Annotated in this window: 14 protein-coding genes and 1 pseudogene; 11 read left to right on the plus strand and 4 right to left on the minus strand. The window is 55.3% G+C overall.

The window, feature by feature from the left end; genetic code table 11:
* Positions 1 to 28: 28 nt before the first annotated feature.
* On the plus strand, positions 29 to 1,102 hold the full coding sequence (locus ACTH5D_RS06710) for a tartrate dehydrogenase (protein WP_441669507.1): 1,074 nt from the start codon (positions 29 to 31) through the stop codon (positions 1,100 to 1,102).
* 116 nt (positions 1,103 to 1,218) lie between these two features.
* Here ACTH5D_RS06710 and ACTH5D_RS06715 read toward each other — a convergent pair.
* Positions 1,219 to 1,311: pseudogene (locus ACTH5D_RS06715) on the minus strand (NAD(P)H:quinone oxidoreductase); the annotation flags it as partial.
* A 257-nt stretch (positions 1,312 to 1,568) separates the two neighbouring features.
* Between ACTH5D_RS06715 and ACTH5D_RS06720 the strand changes: the two are divergent.
* The 7 genes from ACTH5D_RS06720 to ACTH5D_RS06750 all read left to right on the plus strand — a co-directional run bounded on the left by ACTH5D_RS06720 (position 1,569) and on the right by ACTH5D_RS06750 (position 7,602).
* On the plus strand, positions 1,569 to 2,009 hold the full coding sequence (locus ACTH5D_RS06720) for a hemerythrin domain-containing protein (protein WP_441669509.1): 441 nt from the start codon (positions 1,569 to 1,571) through the stop codon (positions 2,007 to 2,009).
* A gap of 174 nt (positions 2,010 to 2,183) precedes the next feature.
* Positions 2,184 to 3,170 carry a succinylglutamate desuccinylase gene (locus tag ACTH5D_RS06725; protein ID WP_441669511.1) on the plus strand — a complete coding sequence of 329 codons (987 nt, stop codon included), beginning with the start codon at positions 2,184 to 2,186 and terminating at the stop codon, positions 3,168 to 3,170.
* Positions 3,171 to 3,425: 255 nt separating this feature from the next.
* Positions 3,426 to 4,196 carry an ABC transporter ATP-binding protein gene (locus tag ACTH5D_RS06730; protein ID WP_441669513.1) on the plus strand — a complete coding sequence of 257 codons (771 nt, stop codon included), beginning with the start codon at positions 3,426 to 3,428 and terminating at the stop codon, positions 4,194 to 4,196.
* A 15-nt stretch (positions 4,197 to 4,211) separates the two neighbouring features.
* The gene (locus tag ACTH5D_RS06735) at positions 4,212 to 4,913 is read left to right on the plus strand and encodes an ABC transporter permease (protein ID WP_441669515.1); all 702 of its coding nucleotides are present in this window, start codon (positions 4,212 to 4,214) and stop codon (positions 4,911 to 4,913) included.
* A gap of 1 nt (position 4,914) precedes the next feature.
* On the plus strand, positions 4,915 to 5,646 hold the full coding sequence (locus tag ACTH5D_RS06740; protein ID WP_441669517.1) for an ABC transporter permease: 732 nt from the start codon (positions 4,915 to 4,917) through the stop codon (positions 5,644 to 5,646).
* A gap of 173 nt (positions 5,647 to 5,819) precedes the next feature.
* A complete protein-coding gene (locus tag ACTH5D_RS06745; RefSeq protein WP_441669519.1) occupies positions 5,820 to 6,590 on the plus strand; it encodes a transporter substrate-binding domain-containing protein in 771 nt (256 codons plus the stop codon).
* Positions 6,591 to 6,798: 208 nt separating this feature from the next.
* A complete protein-coding gene (locus ACTH5D_RS06750; protein ID WP_441669521.1) occupies positions 6,799 to 7,602 on the plus strand; it encodes a TraX family protein in 804 nt (267 codons plus the stop codon).
* Positions 7,603 to 7,677: 75 nt separating this feature from the next.
* Here the strand turns inward: ACTH5D_RS06750 and ACTH5D_RS06755 are convergent, their stop codons facing one another.
* Both ACTH5D_RS06755 and purE read right to left on the minus strand, forming a co-directional pair.
* A complete protein-coding gene (locus ACTH5D_RS06755; RefSeq protein WP_441669523.1) occupies positions 7,678 to 8,835 on the minus strand; it encodes a 5-(carboxyamino)imidazole ribonucleotide synthase in 1,158 nt (385 codons plus the stop codon).
* A gap of 12 nt (positions 8,836 to 8,847) precedes the next feature.
* Positions 8,848 to 9,363: a 5-(carboxyamino)imidazole ribonucleotide mutase gene (purE, locus tag ACTH5D_RS06760; protein WP_441669525.1), complete on the minus strand. Its 516-nt coding sequence runs from the start codon at positions 9,361 to 9,363 to the stop codon at positions 8,848 to 8,850.
* 219 nt (positions 9,364 to 9,582) lie between these two features.
* Between purE and ACTH5D_RS06765 the strand changes: the two genes are divergently transcribed.
* Positions 9,583 to 9,855: an XRE family transcriptional regulator gene (locus ACTH5D_RS06765; RefSeq protein WP_441669527.1), complete on the plus strand. Its 273-nt coding sequence runs from the start codon at positions 9,583 to 9,585 to the stop codon at positions 9,853 to 9,855.
* A 219-nt stretch (positions 9,856 to 10,074) separates the two neighbouring features.
* Here the strand turns inward: ACTH5D_RS06765 and ilvD are convergent, their stop codons facing one another.
* Complete coding sequence (gene ilvD, locus ACTH5D_RS06770) at positions 10,075 to 11,757, minus strand: dihydroxy-acid dehydratase (protein WP_441669529.1); 1,683 nt, start codon at positions 11,755 to 11,757, stop codon at positions 10,075 to 10,077.
* Between the two features lie 144 nt (positions 11,758 to 11,901).
* Here ilvD and recC point away from each other — a divergent pair, with 144 nt between their 5' ends.
* Together recC and ACTH5D_RS06780 are read left to right on the plus strand one after the other, a co-directional pair.
* Positions 11,902 to 15,540, plus strand: coding sequence for an exodeoxyribonuclease V subunit gamma (recC, locus tag ACTH5D_RS06775; RefSeq protein WP_441669531.1), 3,639 nt, complete (start codon positions 11,902 to 11,904; stop codon positions 15,538 to 15,540).
* Positions 15,537 to 16,301, plus strand: a 765-nt coding sequence (locus ACTH5D_RS06780) for a UvrD-helicase domain-containing protein (RefSeq protein ID WP_441669533.1), incomplete at its 3' end; no start/stop codon positions are given. The genes recC and ACTH5D_RS06780, both read left to right, overlap by 4 nt.

Raw genomic sequence — 16,301 nt, forward strand, 5'->3', positions numbered from 1 at the left:
TGCATAACCAACAATGTAAGGAGTTACCATGGCTCATACGATTGCGGTCATCGCTGGCGACGGCATTGGCACCGAAGTAATGCCTGAGGGCATTCGCGCGCTTGAAGCTGCTGCTAAGCGTTTCAATATTGATCTAGAATTTAGCGTCTTTGAATTTGGTAGCTGCGACTACTATTTGGAACACGGCAAGATGCTGCCGGATGACTGGTTCGAGCAGCTAAAAGATTTCGATGCGCTCTTCTATGGTGCCGTTGGCTGGCCTGAAAAAGTGCCTGACCATATATCCCTGTGGGGTTCATTGCTCCAATTCCGCCGCCAGTTCGATCAATATATTAACCTGCGTCCTTGCAAATTAATGCCCGGCATTAAGAGTCCGCTAGCAGGTCGCAAAGCGGGTGATATCGACTTTTATGTGGTTCGCGAGAACACCGAAGGCGAATACTCAAGCGTTGGCGGCAAGATGTTTGAAGGCACCGACCGTGAAGTCGTCATTCAAGAAACCATCATGACCCGCACCGGCGTTGACCGCGTGCTGAAATATGCGTTTGAGCTAGCGCAAACACGCCCACGCAAAAAGCTCACCTCGGCGACCAAGTCCAACGGCATCTCAATCACTATGCCCTATTGGGATGAGCGCGTAGTCGAAATGTCGAAAGGTTACCCAGAGATCGCCGTGGATAAATTTCATATCGATATTCTGACCGCTAACTTTGTGCTTCATCCGGACTGGTTTGACGTGGTGGTGGGCAGCAACCTATTCGGCGATATTCTTTCCGACCTAGGCCCCGCCTGCACCGGCACTATCGGTATTGCGCCTTCCGCCAACATTAACCCAGAAGGCAACTTCCCCAGCCTGTTCGAGCCGGTTCACGGCAGCGCACCGGATATCGCCGGCAAAGGCATCGCCAACCCCATCGGCCAGATATGGTCGGGGGCGATGATGCTGGAACATCTTGGCTATAAAGAAGCCGGAGATGCCATCGTGACCGCCATTGAGAGCGTGCTAAGCGAAGGTGATAGCCAAGTACTCACCCGCGATGTGGGTGGTAATGGCACCACGGAAAACCTAGGCAAAGCGATTGCCGACAAGCTGGCTGAGTAAAAAGCCCCAACGCAATCGCTAATCAAAAGCCTCGCTGGATTTCGCCAGCGAGGCTTTTTACATTACGAGCGGAACAAGTTAACCGCTAAAAACTTATCAACCGCCTTAACGATCAATCAGTTAGCTAATTTAGCTGCCGTTTTAGCCACTAACTCACCTTGGAAACGGGCAATTTTCAGTTCGCGCTCATCAGGCTGGCGAGAGCCATCGTATCGATATGTCCATACATGGAGTAACAAAGAACCAGTACCTTTGTCATTGCTATCTCCTATACTTTGTGGTGCATTGCGATGGAGGTCTACCCGGTGAGCTAATGAATAACAAGATAGCGCACCCTATGGTGGAAAAAAGCGAATGTTTTCGACCGCGAGCATCGATTTCATCGACGAGCATACCCTTGCACTTTACGCCATCCACCACTAGCTTTTGTCATGCCACCCTTTAAAACGTTTCCAAGGAGCCTGGAATGACGATTTTTGAAGCCCTGCGCAAGGATCATGATATTCAGCGCGACCTGCTCGCCCAGTTAGTTGAGACCCACGGCGACAGTGAAGAGCGCGATAGTCTTTATCAGCAGGTACGGGCTGAACTTCACTACCATGCGGCGGCGGAAGAGCGGGCGCTGTATATCCCCATGATGGGCATGGATCTAACTCAAGAAAAAGCGCGCCACAGCGTGGCTGAGCATCATGAAATTGACGAGTTACTAGAGCTACCCGATGAAACTGAATATAGCGCAACTCACTGGCTGACCCATGCTAAACAATTGCAGCATTTAGTGACCCATCACCTGGATGAAGAAGAGCAAGAAGTCTTCCAGCTGGCTGGACGTGGGCTTGAAGACAAACAAAAAACCTCCCTTGCCAGCGAGTATCAGCAAGAGATGAAGCGCCAGCGTTCAGCCTAACCGGACTTTTTTTCTGCCAAAAAGCGCTCATGCTTAGTATGGGCGCTTTTTTATTGTTTCATGATTAAACTGGGCTTTTTCACGCGAACGACCTATGGGTTTGTCACACCAGTCCAACGTGCTAAACCTAGGCTCACGGTTATGCTGAAAACGACACGGATGAAGGAACCAACAATGCTAGGCCACTGGCTCGATTGGTCGCTTGACGGGCAGCCCCCCGCCTCTCGTAGCGGCGCTTTTAGAAGCGGAACGTATTCTTTGCACGCGCCAGGCATTATGGAGCTTACCCCTCATCAGGCAAGCGCTGATGCCCACGCGTGTATCTTTTCAGCAGCGATCCATGGCAACGAAACGGCACCGGTCGAGCTTGTTGGCGAGTGGCTAAGCGCCTTGGAAGCAGGCACGGTGACGCTGGGCACGCCCGTGTTAGTTATTCTAGGCAATTTGCCTGCGCTTAAGGCTCAGCAGCGCTTTCTCAGCACTAATTTAAACCGCCTGTTCAATCGCGAGCTAACGGCTAAAGGCCTAGAGCCTGATCGTGCCCGTGAACTAATGGCCGCGGTCGATCATTTTTACGCCCGACATGCCCATCAGCCCAAACTACATTACGACCTTCATACCGCCATACGAGGCAGCCGCTACCCACGCTTTGTAGTGGAGCCCTTTGCGCAATCAGCGACCGCCCCTAGTCAGTGGGACTGGTTAGCCGCGGCGGACATGCAGGCAGTGCTACATCAACACCAGCACAGCTGGACATTCTCCCACTACAGCAAGCATTATCACGCAGCCCAGGCGTTTACGTTTGAGCTGGGTCGTGTCGCACCTTTTGGCCAAAACGACATGGCATCGCTGACACCCATGCGTGCGCTGCTTACGTCACTGAGTGAAGGTCATCAGCCGGCCAGCAAGTCAGCATCACAGATGGTGTTTTTTCAAGTTCACCACGAGCTCATGCGCCGCTCTGACGATTTCCAGCTGTGCTTTGCCGATGACACGCTCAATTTCAGCCGCTTCGAACCCGGCACGCTTTTGTCGCAAGACAGCACTGCGGGTGATTTTAGAGTAGGCGATACGCCTCTTTGCGTCGTATTTCCTAATGCCAACGTTGAAGTTGGCGCTCGGGCAGCATTATTAGTAGCGCCCATTTCAGCGCAACCTTAAGTCAGTACAACACTAAGAGCATCACGAAAGAATTGAGAAAAATGAGCTTTAGAACCGTAGGAAAGCAAGCGATGTTGACAACAATAATGGCGAGAAGATCACAGGCCATTAAGCAAAACGACTAACATCGAACGCTTAATGTCATAATTAGGGCGCGCTCAGTGCGCCCAGCCTGATAGAATCGCCCCTTTTTTCGCGCCAGCCGCACCAAACAACCTACTGTTGCTGCGGCAACCCTGTACTGGAGCCAATGTTATGGCCGCTACGCCTACTCCTCTTGAAGTGCGTAATATTAAAAAACGCTTTGGCGATACGGAAGTCCTAAAAGGCCTTTCACTGCAAGCCCAAAAGGGCGATGTCATCACGCTGATTGGCGCCTCTGGGTCAGGTAAAAGTACCTTTTTACGCTGCATGAACTTGCTAGAACAGCCAGACGATGGCGATCTTATTGTGCACGGCGAACCTATTCGTTTTAAAACCACGAAACATGGCCGTGAACCCGCAGATTGGAAGCAGGTAGTACGCATGCGTGCCAAGCTTTCCATGGTGTTCCAAAGCTTCAACCTTTGGGCTCACATGACACTACTGGAAAACATCATCGAAGCGCCGATTCATGTATTAAAAAAACCGAAAAAAGAAGCGCTAGAGCATGCTCACGCTTTGCTTGACCGTGTAGGGTTAAGCGCTCGTGCGAATGCCTACCCTGCGCAAATGTCGGGTGGTCAGCAACAACGCGGCGCGATTGCACGCGCTCTGGCGATGGACCCAGAGGTCATGCTGTTTGATGAACCCACCTCTGCGCTTGATCCTGAGCTGGTTGGCGACGTGCTCAAGGTAATGCACGGTTTAGCTGCAGAGGGCCGCACCATGGTGGTGGTGACCCACGAAATGAGCTTTGCCCGGGATGTTTCTAGCCAAGTGATTTACCTTCATCAGGGCTTAGTGGAAGAAGCGGGAGCACCTGCAGATATCCTAGGTAACCCTCAATCACCACGCCTGAAACAGTTCTTGGCCCCTAAATACTGATCCGCGAGGCTCACCATGCTTGATTTGCAAGGTTATGGTCCCCGGCTGATCGAGGGGGCTGGCGTTACCATTCAACTGGCAGTGTTGTCGCTAATATTAGCGATTGTATTAGGGCTACTAACTGCCAGCGCTAAGATGTCGCGCAACTGGCTATTGCGCCGCACCGCAACGGTCTACACCACACTGATCCGCGGTGTGCCGGATCTCGTCTTGATGATGCTGCTGTTTTTTGGCGGTCAGATAGGCGTTAACGCGATCAGCGATATGCTCTATGACAGCTACGATATCGATCTTTACATTAACTTCAACGCCTTCACTGCAGGCGTGCTCACCATTGGCTTTATCTTCGGCGCCTATATGGGCGAGACATTTCGCGGTGCCTTTATGGCGGTCGACAACGGTCAGATTGAAGCGGGTAAAGCCTACGGCATGAGTAGCGGCCTGGTATTTAGGCGCATCCGCTTTCCGCAAATGATGCGCCATGCGCTGCCAGGGCTATCGAATAACTGGATGGTGTTGCTGAAAACCACCGCGCTGGTGTCCGTTATTGGCCTGACCGATATGGTTCGCGTAGCCGCCGAAGCCTCTCGCACTACTCATGAACCGTTTACCTTTTTAATTCCCGTCGCAGTAGTTTATCTGCTGATAGCCAGCGTATCCGAATGGTTTTTTGCGCGCCTGCAGAAACGCTATGACATCGGCTTTGGAGGTCAGTGAGATGCTTGATATTTCCACTTGGTTTAATGACCTGCTAGCCGGCAACACCATTTTTACCGTGAATACGCTGGGTTACTATTGGGAAGGATTGGTCACCACCACACAGCTGGTCTTTTTATCACTGATTACGGGACTGATTATTGCTGTGCCGCTGGCAATTATGCGCAGCTCAAAGCATAAGTGGATTAGTTTGCCGATTTACCTGTTTACCTATGTATTTCGCGGCACGCCGCTGCTGATCCAGCTTTACATTATTTATTACGGTGTGGTGTTTATCGACGGCATTCAAGAGTCTTTTTTATGGCCCATACTGCGCGGCGCTTTTTACCCGGCGCTGATTGCCTTCACACTAAACACTGCCGCTTATACCACCGAGATTTTTCGCGGAGCGATCAAAGCGACCTCGCAAGGTGAGATTGAAGCCGCCCGCGCCTACGGCATGTCACAAAGTCTAATGATGCGGCGTATTATTTTGCCCAGCGCCTTTCGTCGTGCCCTACCCGCCTACGGCAACGAAGTCATCTTTATGCTGCATGCCAGCGCGATTGCCAGCGTAGTAACACTGATGGATTTAACCGGTGCCGCACGGTTTGTATATGCACGTTTTTACGCCCCGTTCGATGCGTTTCTGTTCGTCGCGGCTATCTACCTGTGCTTAACCTTCGGAATTTTGTACTTTTTCCGTTTCTTGGAAAAACGCCTGTTGGCGCACTTACAGCCGCAAACGCCGTAATCAATCAATGCTAGCCCCTGGGCCTGATAAGTTAATGGCAGTAGCAAACCTAAATCTGCCACCGTCAAACAAGCGTTGGTTTATAGCAGTAATTACCCCTTTTCGTCTGCCACCAGCTGGGGTACGTTAAGGGGGATGATAATTAGTGAACCAGTTCCCTTCGGAGTAGAAAAATGAAAAAAATAGTAACGGTTTCTCTTCTGGGCTTAGCCGTCGCAGCCGCCTCCTCGGCTCAAGCACGCGACTACGACAACGTGCGCATTGGTGTTGACGTGCCCTACGAGCCGATGGAGTTTCGCACCGCTGAAGGCGAGCTTACCGGTTTCGATATCGACCTTGGCAATGAGCTGTGCGATCGCATGGGCGTTACCTGCGAATGGGTTGAGCAAGAATGGGATGGCATTATTCCTGGCCTGATGTCACGCAACTACGACGCCATCATGTCATCGATGACCATTAACGATGAGCGTCGCGAGCAGGTGCTGTTTTCAGACCCCTACATCACTATGCCATCAGCCTGGTTTGCCGCCAGCGACCTGGACATCAGCGAAGCGAATGAAGAAACGCTGGAAGGCATGACCATCGGCGTTCAGCGCGGCACCTTGCAAGATAACTACGTCACAGACAACTTTAGCAGCGTCGCCGAAATCAGCCGCTACTCCACGGCTGACGATATGGTGCTGGACATGGAAGCCGAGCGTCTGGACATCGTTTTCCTCGACTTCCCGATTGGCCAAACAACGCTGCTTGAAAGCGACGACGCTGACTACGTAGTGATCGGTGAGCGCATCAGCGAACCCAAGGAATACTTCGGTGACGGCTTTGGCATCGCCTTCCGTCAGCGCGATGAAGCGCTAGCCGAGAGATTCAACGAAGCGCTGGCTGAAGTACAAGAAGACGGCACCTACGACGAAATCTCTACTCGCTACTTCGGCGAAGAGTAGTCGCAAAGCCGGGTGAGCAGTCTCCCGCTTAACAAGTAACAAGCCCTATCGTCACCCCGGCCCATGCCGGGGTGACGCGTTTTAAAGCAGCACAATGCCGGCACGCTCTCGCTCAGCAACCGCCCATTCCCAAACGCAGCAAATTCAGTGAACTAGGTAGAACAACCTGAGTCTGTGTATCATTGCCGTTGATCAACACGGAGGTTTTATGGCTCTTTCACCGGGTACTCACCCAGACACTCGCTCGCGCCCGTCATCCCATTGGACTGGCTGGGGGCAATGGTTAGCACTGTTCACAATGACCGTCGATCACCTCACGCGCTATGTATTGCCGGGCGATTGGGATTTAGGGTGGGCAGGTTCATCCATTGGCCGCATTGCTTTCCCACTTTTTGCTGCGATGGTGGCCTGGCACGGGCTGTTTAATACGCGTAACCCGCTGCGCTATTCACGCCGCATTTTAGTGATTGGCCTGGTTGCTCAGTTGCCCTATATGGTCATGCCCCGTGCATCCGATGCGTTTATCTTAAACGTCTGCTTTACCCTGGCCAGTGGCCTTGTGCTGGGTACGTTAGTCCGCCAAGGCTGGCAGCACTATCAGCAACAAACGCTAGGATTACCTTGGCTGTTAGCCGGTTCAGCGGTAGTCGTGACGGTTTGGTATTTGCTCGGATTTTGGGTGGAATACGGTCATAACGGACTGCTGCTGATTCCGCTATTAATGTTTGCGATGCACGCATTACACCATGCTGGCAGCCATTTCCAAGCGCGCCTATGGGCGGGGCTAGCGGCCTTTCCCGTGCTCTGGATCGCAGGGCAAATGAATGCTTCGGATATGGCCAAATCCTTCACCGTTGGCACCTGTGTCATCGTGCTGATTTTAGCCGCCGGTGCGGCCCGCTACATTCCCACTGTCATCGTGGAGATGCCGCGCCGTTTATGGCTAGCCTGGTATCCCGGTCACTTCGCATTGATTGCGCTGTGGGTACTACTGAGTGGCCAGTTGAGCTAGATGCGTCAGTGATCAGCCGTACTAAAAAAGCCGCCTGTTCAACAACAGGCGGCTTTTTACTATCACAGTTTGCTATCAGAGCGTGTCCGTAAAACTTAGCGCTGGGGGCGGGGCTTCTGGCAGCAGCGCGCTACAGGCGCGCACTTTTTCAAGCAGTTCAGCGTGGTTGGCCGCTAGGATATTGACGTGAGCAAGCTTACGACCGGCGCGCTCAGCCTTGTCATAGCGGTGCAGATGCGTGCTAGCAAGCGCCAGCACGGCCGCGTTATCGCCTTCGCGGCCAATGACGTTAATCATGCAGGTGGGCGCAATCGCTTGCGTATCGCCTAGCGGCAGGCCCTGTATCGCACGCAGATGGTTTTCAAACTGGCTGGTGACCGCTCCATCCATGGTCCAATGGCCAGAATTATGCACGCGTGGCGCCATTTCATTGGCTAGCAGGCTGCCGTCATGGGTTTGAAACAACTCCAGCGCCAGTACACCCACATAATCCAGCTCATCTAACAGTGCACGAATATAGCTATCGGCGGTTTGCTGAACGCCGGCATCCAAGTCTGGCAGCGGCGCAACCGAGTAGCGCAAGATGCCGTCGACGTGCTGATTTTCCGCCATGGGATAGAACGCCACCTCGCCATTGCGCCCCCGTACGGCAATCATGGACACTTCGCGCACGAAATCGACGAAGGCCTCAACCACTAGCTGCGAGTGGCCGATAGCTGCCCATGCGTACTGCGCCTGCTCAGGATGCTTCAACACCGCCTGGCCTTTGCCGTCGTAGCCTTCAGTGACTGATTTGGCCACTACGGGGCAGCCAAGCTCACGAGCGGCAGCTTCAAGCTGCTCGGCACTCTCAACAACCCGGTAGGCGGGCGTTGGGATGCCCAAGCGATCAAACAGCGTCTTTTCTTCGACACGGTTCTGGCAAACCTCAATGGCTCGACTGCTGGGATATACGGGCTTGTGCTGTTCGATGTCACGGACCAATTGAACGGGCAAGTGCTCGAACTCGTAGGTCACTACATCAACGTTAGCCAGAAACTCGGCCAAGCGCTGGTTATCGGGGTCGATGACCACCTCACCAATGCCTGCACTGGGGTTGCCCGTGGTATCCAAGAAGGTGAAGCGATTACCCAACGGATACCCTGCCAGCGCTAACATACGGCCAAGCTGGCCAGCGCCTAAAATGCCAATACGCTGGGTAATGCCTGAATGTTTGGTCATACCAGACGTCATAACCGAGCTTCCTTATTCAACGTCCGGCTCGGGGCGCGGATCTGGGTTGTCGAGTACTTTCTGGGTCTGCTCAGCGCGAAAGGCCTCTACCGCACTGCGCACCGTGGCATCTTGAAGGCCGACGATTTGTGCCGCCAATAGCCCGGCGTTGGTCGCCCCTGCTTTACCAATAGCCAGCGTTCCTACCGCAATACCACCCGGCATCTGCGCAATCGAAAGCAGTGAATCCAAGCCCTTCAAGGCTTTGGACTCTACCGGCACGCCCAGCACGGGCAGCGGCGTTTGTGAAGCTACCATGCCCGGCAAGTGGGCCGCGCCACCCGCGCCAGCCACAATCACCTGCAGGCCGCGCTCAGCCGCGCTCTTGGCATAGTCGAACAGCAGGTCAGGCGTGCGATGAGCCGATACCACGCGCGTTTCATACGCCACGCCCAACTGTTCCAGCATCGCCACGGCGTGCTCCATGACGGGCCAGTCAGACTTAGACCCCATGATCACGCCCACCTTGGGTGTGCTGCTCGACGACATGCAAAACTCCTCGGCCCAACGGCCTATAAAAGCAAAACTAAATTGAAAAAATGGCATGCACCTAGCCAGGCACACTGAAAAATAGGAAGGCGGATAGTTTACCAGAGCTAGCCCGCTTGCGGGCTTTGCCTGCGTCGTGAAATTTTCATCAAAAAAGGCATTGAAAAGCGTACCGGTTGGCGGCATTGTGTGTTGGTCATTTCAGACTAATGGAGCCACATGAGCACGGCACGCGCAACTGCCACAGCGGAACAGGTTGATCCCCCGCGAAGCAGCCCTGACCTCGATGTCAGGGAACTAGAAAAACGTACGCGTTTAATGCGTATCATCACGCGTCTGATCGCAGTATCAGACCTAGGAAGTCGAGAAATTGCCCGCCAGGCAGGGCTTCCCGTTCAAAAAATTAGCGACTTGCTCGCCGGAAGGCTTGAGCATCTGTGCGTGGATGAACTCCTCGCCCTGCGTCGCACCTTAGAGCTGGAGGCGCCTTAGCAGTATTCTTCTGCTTTCTCATTGCGCTTTCTTCCACAGGCCGCCTCCCGGCGGTCTGATAAATTATTTATACTCTCGCATTTAAAAACCAACTCAATAGCTGCACCGATTCGCATACCTGTCATGATTCTATCTACTTTATACCCATAAAAAAGCGCAAGGCTTTGATATTCAGCCTTGCGCTTTATCACTTCATGACAACGCGATTATTACGTTGATTTACTCTTGGTCAGTTACCGCACCGGTGCTGGCAGAGCTAACGAGACGCGCATATTTAGCCAGCACACCGCGCGTATAGCGGGGTTCTGGCTGCTGCCATGCCGCGCGACGACGAGTCAGCTCTTCATCTGACAAGTCAACGTCAATGGTGTCCGCTTCGGCATCAATGGTGATGGTGTCGCCATTTTCGACCAGCGCCAGCGGGCCACCGTCAAAGGCTTCCGGTGACACATGGCCAACCACGAAACCATGGCTGCCGCCCGAGAAACGCCCGTCGGTGATCAGTGCAACATCGTTACCCAGGCCGCGACCCATAATGGCCGATGTAGGCGTGAGCATTTCGCGCATACCCGGGCCACCTTTGGGGCCTTCATAGCGAATCACCACAACATCGCCCGCCACAACGGTGCCGTCATTAATACGTGCCTGGGCTTCTTCCTCAGAGCCAAACACCCGCGCGGAGCCTGAAAAACGCGTACCTTCCTTGCCGGTAATCTTCGCAACGGCCCCTTCTGGCGCCAAGTTGCCGTAAAGCATACGCAAATGGCTTTCAGCTTTAACGGGCTTATCAAGCGGCGCGATGATCGGCGGCTCAACAGGGTAAGGCGCAACGTTTGCCAGGTTCTCTGCCAGGGTTTTGCCGGTGACGGTCATGCAGTTACCGTGCAGCAAGCCTGCGTCTAGCAATATTTTCATCATTGGCTGAATACCACCAATCGCCACCAGCTCGCTCATCATATAATGGCCGCTAGGGCGCAGGTCAGCTAGTACCGGCACGCGCTTACCAATCTCGGTAAAGTCAGAAAGCGTCAGTTCGACACCAATGGTGCGCGCCATACCAATCAAGTGCAGCACCGCATTGGTTGAACCACCCAATGCGATGGTGACCGTAATGGCGTTCTCGAACGCCTCGCGGGTCATGATATCGGAAGGCTTAATATCGGCTTCTAGCAGCGCCAGTACCGCCTCGCCTGCCGCTTTGCAGTCATCGCGCTTCTCTTGAGAGATAGCGTTCTGCGCTGAGCTACCCGGCAGGCTCATGCCCAGCGCTTCAATTGCCGAGGCCATGGTGTTAGCGGTGTACATACCGCCACAGGAGCCAGGACCAGGAATAGCGGTTTCTTCGATATTTTTTAATTCGATCAGGTCGATATCGCCGCGGGAGTGCGCACCCATGGCCTCGAAAACCGAAACGATATCGGTGTGCCCTTTACCCGGCATGATGGTGCCGCCGTAAACAAACACGCTGGGGCGATTCAAACGCGCCAAGCCCATCATGCAGCCGGGCATATTTTTATCGCAGCCGCCAATTGCCACCAGGCCATCAAAGCCTTCACAGCCAGCCACCGTTTCGATGGAATCCGCAATGACTTCACGGGATACCAGCGAGTACTTCATACCTTCGGTGCCATTCGCAATGCCATCAGAGATAGTGATGGTGTTGAAAATCACGCCTTTACCACCGCCAGCATCAGCGCCATCACGGGCGAAATCAGCCAACTCACCAATATGGCTGTTACACGGGGTCACCATGCTCCAGGTGGAGGCAATACCTACTTGGGGTTTCTTAAAATCATCATCATTAAAGCCCACCGCCCGCAGCATGGCGCGACTAGCAGCTTTACCTGGACCATCGACCACTAGAGAAGAGTGGCGACGGGAATGTTGGGATGACTCAGTCATTGTTGATCTCTCTTAGCTTTGCTCACGGTATCCGTATAGCTTGGCGATATATTTCGTATCCCGCAAGATGATTAACATATGGCACCATAGCGCTATGCCCATCGCCACTGCCGCCAAGGAATCATTCATTAAGGACTATCGTGCATGCCTGTAAACCCTCTGCTCTCACAAACGCCGTTAGCGCCAGGCTTTATGGTGGTGCATGCCAATCGTCTTGAAGACCTGCGTGGCTTGGCGGTGGCGTGGATGCGCAGGCACCCGCTAGCGCCGTTGGAAAATGAAACCATCTTGGTGCAGAGCAACGGTATCGGGCAATGGTTGAAACTTGCGCTTGCGGAAGACCCCGCACAAGGCGGCGCAGGGATTGCCGCGGCGCTGAATGTCACTCTGCCCGCGCGCTTTTTATGGCAAGCCTACCGTACGGTGCTAACGCACGTTGCGCATGACGAAAGCGAACAAGCCGTTCCCGAAACATCGCCTTTTGATAAATCGCGGCTGATATGGCGACTACTGCGCCTGCTACCCAGCCTTGCCGAGCAGGAAGCCTTTGCGCCACTGGCACGCTTTTTAGAGGTCGACCGCGACCAGCGCAAACACTACCAGCTGGCCGAACGGCTAGCGGATCTGTTCGACCAGTATCAGGTCTATCGCGCCGACTGGCTGGACGCCTGGGCGAAGGGCAACGATGTATTGATTACCGCCCGCGGTGAGGCGCGCCCGCTGGAAGCGCATCAGCAGTGGCAGCCGGCACTATGGCGAGCGCTACGCGACGATGTGGCCAACACACAAGGTGCTGCGGGTCTTAACAGCAGCCGCGCCCAGGTCCACAGCCGGTTTTTAATCGCCGCTGAGCAGCGAGAAGGCCAGCCATGCCCCCCTGGCCTGCCTCGGCGGCTGATCATTTTTGGCATTTCATCGCTGCCACAACAGACCTTGGAAGCCTTGGCGGCGCTGTCGCGCTGCTGCCAAATTGTGCTCTGCGTTCACAACCCCTGCCAGTACTACTGGGCGGATATCATCGAACACAAAGACCTGCTCCGCGCCAGCCGCTACCGCCAGCAGCGTAAGGCAGGCATGCCCGACGCGCTGGACGTACTGGGTACCGGGGATGCCACTGACGCCCTGCATCTGCACGCCCAACCCTTGCTGGCCGCCTGGGGCAAACAGGGTCGCGATTACTTACGCCTGCTTGATGAGCACGACGATTCAGGCAACTACCAAACGCTGTTTGAGCAGCAGGCGCTACGGATCGATATGTTTGAGCCGTTTAGCGGCGAAGAACGCAACTGCCTGCTCAGCCAGCTTCAGGACGACATCCGCGAGCTGCGCCCAGTAGCGGAAACCCAAACCCACTGGCCCGCGCTAGACCCGGCCAATGACGACTCCATCGTGTTTCATATTGCCCACGGCCCCCAGCGTGAAGTGGAAATCCTCCACGACCAGCTGCTTGCCGCGTTCAGCGCCGATCCCGATCTTCGCCCACGCGATATCATCGTGATGGTGCCAGACATCGACCGCTACGCGCCGCATATTGCAGCCGTGTTCGGCCAGCTACAACGTGACGACACGCGCTATATTCCTTACACGCTGTCGGACCAGGCCAGCCGCCACCGGCTACCGCTGATGATCGCGCTGGAAAAACTGCTGCGCCTGCCTGAACTACGCCTTTCGGTGAGCGATCTTTTAGACCTTTTAGAAGTCCCTGCGCTGCGCACCCGCTTTGGTATCGATGAGCACGATCTACCCACGCTTAGCCGCTGGATTGAAGGCGCGGGCATTCGCTGGGGGCTCAATGCCGAGCAGCGTACCCGGCTAGATTTACCCGAAGGGCTGACCCAGAACACCTGGGCATTTGGACTGCGCCGCCTGCTGCTGGGCTACGCCATGGGTGACGCCGACGCCTGGCAAGGCATTGAGCCGTTTGATGACATTGGCGGGCTAGAAGCGTCGCTAGCGGGCCCGTTGGCCACGCTGCTAGAGCGCCTGGAAAACACCTGGGAAACGTTCTGCCAGCCCACCGATACCGCCACCTGGGTGGCGCGGCTGCGCGAGCTATTGGAAACTTACTTTGTGACCGACGACGCTCAAGAAAGCGTGATGCTCACCAAGCTGGAAACCGCGCTTCAGCAGCTGTTGGACAGTACCGACGAGGCCCAGCTTTTTGACCCCCTGCCGCTTTCCATGGTGCGCGAACACTGGCTGGGGCAAATCGACGAACATAGCCTCTCGCAGCGCTTTTTAGCCGGGGCGGTCAACTTCGCCACGCTAATGCCGATGCGCGCGATTCCCTTCAAGCACGTCTGTTTACTGGGTATGAACGACGGCGAGTACCCGCGTTCGCAGCCACCGTTGGATTTTGACCTGATGGGCAGTGACTACCGCCCCGGCGACCGCTCACGTAGGGAAGACGACCGCTACCTGTTTTTGGAAGCGCTGCTCTCTGCCCGCCAGCAGCTCTACATTAGCTGGGTCGGGCGCAGCCTGATCGATAACAACCCGATGCCACCTTCGGTGCTGGTCGGCCAACTGCGCGACCATCTTGAAGCAGGCTGGCACACGCACGAAGGCACACCGCTGCTAGACGCCTTAACCACCGAGCACCCGCTTCAGCCATTTAGCCGTCGCTATTTCACCGCACAAACCAACGACTCCCCTGCCCAGGCGCGGCTATTTACTTATGTACATGAATGGCGAGAAGTACATGAATGGCGCGCCCCGCATACGCAGATTAACGGCAGCAACTCTCGTCCGAACAACCCAGCGCCGCTACCTGAGTGGGATCTTGAACAGCAAGGCTCGCTGACCCTTGGCCAGTTGGGCAGCTTTCTACGTGAACCGGCGAAAGCTTTTTTCAATACCCGCCTCGGTGTTTACTTCGAGCACGAAGAGCTCGCCCAACTCGATGTGGAACCCTTTACCCTAGATGGGCTACAGAACTGGCAGTTACAGGATCAGCTAATCGCCGCCCAGCGCCATGCAATCGATAACGGCCTGCCGCGCATTGAAGCACTGCACACAACGCTTGAACGCTTCAAAGGCCAAGGCGTACTGGCCGTGGGCGCCTTTGGTGAACGTATGCGCGAAGCGCTGGCTGAGCCGATGGAGGCACTGTTTGGCGCCTACGAAGAAGCGCTACAAGAGTGGCCCCACATAGTGACGGCGCCGCAGGCCGTGCATGTTGTTGAAGAACGAGTTGTTGAAAGCGTTGAAGGCAAGGTAACGCTGGAAGACTGGCTAGGCGAGTTACGAGAAGATAGCAAAGGCAACCGCTGCCGCCTATTATTGCTCAGCAGCAGCCTGGTTAGCCAAGGGCGCGGCCGTGCTCAGTACCGCTGGCAGCACCTGCTGCGGCCCTGGGTCGCCCACTTAGCGGGTAATGCCGAGCGCCCGATGACCACGCAGTTGCTCTCAAAAGCAGGCCATGTGCGGCTGGAACCTTTAGAGGCCGAGAATGCCCTCTACCAACTACACAACATTCTCAACGCCTGGAGCGATGGCATGCAGGCTCCGCTACCGCTCGCCCCACAGGCTGCGTTTGCCTGGCTAGCCAAACAGGGCACGCCAGAATCTGACCCATCAAGCGACGCTTACGCCGCCGCTGAAACGGCCTATGAAGGCGGGCGTTTTCAGGCCGGCGAAGTTGCCCAAAGCGCCTACCTCGCCCACCAATGGCCAAGCTTCGAAAGCCTGTTTAGCGAGAACAATAACGGCCACTGCTTTGCGACACTGACGGAGACGCTTTATGCGCCACTGCATCGATCCATTAAAGGAGGTGCCGCATGAGCCAACTGCCGTCAACCAACAGCGTTACACCGCTTAACCCGCTTACGCTCCCGCTTCACGGCAGCCGGCTGATAGAAGCCAGCGCAGGCACTGGCAAAACTTTCACCATCGCACTGCTGTACGTGCGCTTGGTACTCGGCGGCCACCGCGTTGACGACGACACGGCGTTTGTACGCCCGCTCACCCCGCCGGAAATACTGGTTGTCACCTTCACCAACGCCGCCACCCAAGAACTACGCGAACGTATCCGCAACCGGTTGGTAGAAGCTGCTGAAGTGTTTCGCGACGATCCAGCTCTCGCGAAGGGAGCAGGCCAAAGCGAGGGTCTTTTGCCAGGGCCGGAAAATGTTCCCGACGATTCCGGCATTCCCGCCATCTATGGCGGTCAGATGGCAAAAGTAGTGCCCAAGGACGGGTTCACAGCGCCCTCGCAGTGGCCTGCTTCCGTGCCTGCGGACGATCCGTTACTGCTAAAACTCCGCGACCAATACGCCCCCGCCACCTGGCCCGCCTGTTCGCGGCGCTTGGCGTTGGCCGCCGAGTGGATGGATGAAGCCGCCGTTTCCACCATCCACAGCTGGTGCTACCGCATGCTGCGCGAACACGCCTTCGATAGCGGCAGCCTGTTCTCGCTCAATTTAGAGAACGACCAGCGCGAGCTTGAACAGGAAGTGGTGCGCGACTACTGGCGCAGCTTCTACTACCCGCTGGACAGCGACGCCCTCGGCATTGTCACCCGCTACTGGAAATCACCGGACGAC

This window comes from Halomonas sp., from assembly GCF_052095695.1.
Classification (GTDB): Bacteria; Pseudomonadota; Gammaproteobacteria; order Pseudomonadales; family Halomonadaceae; genus Vreelandella.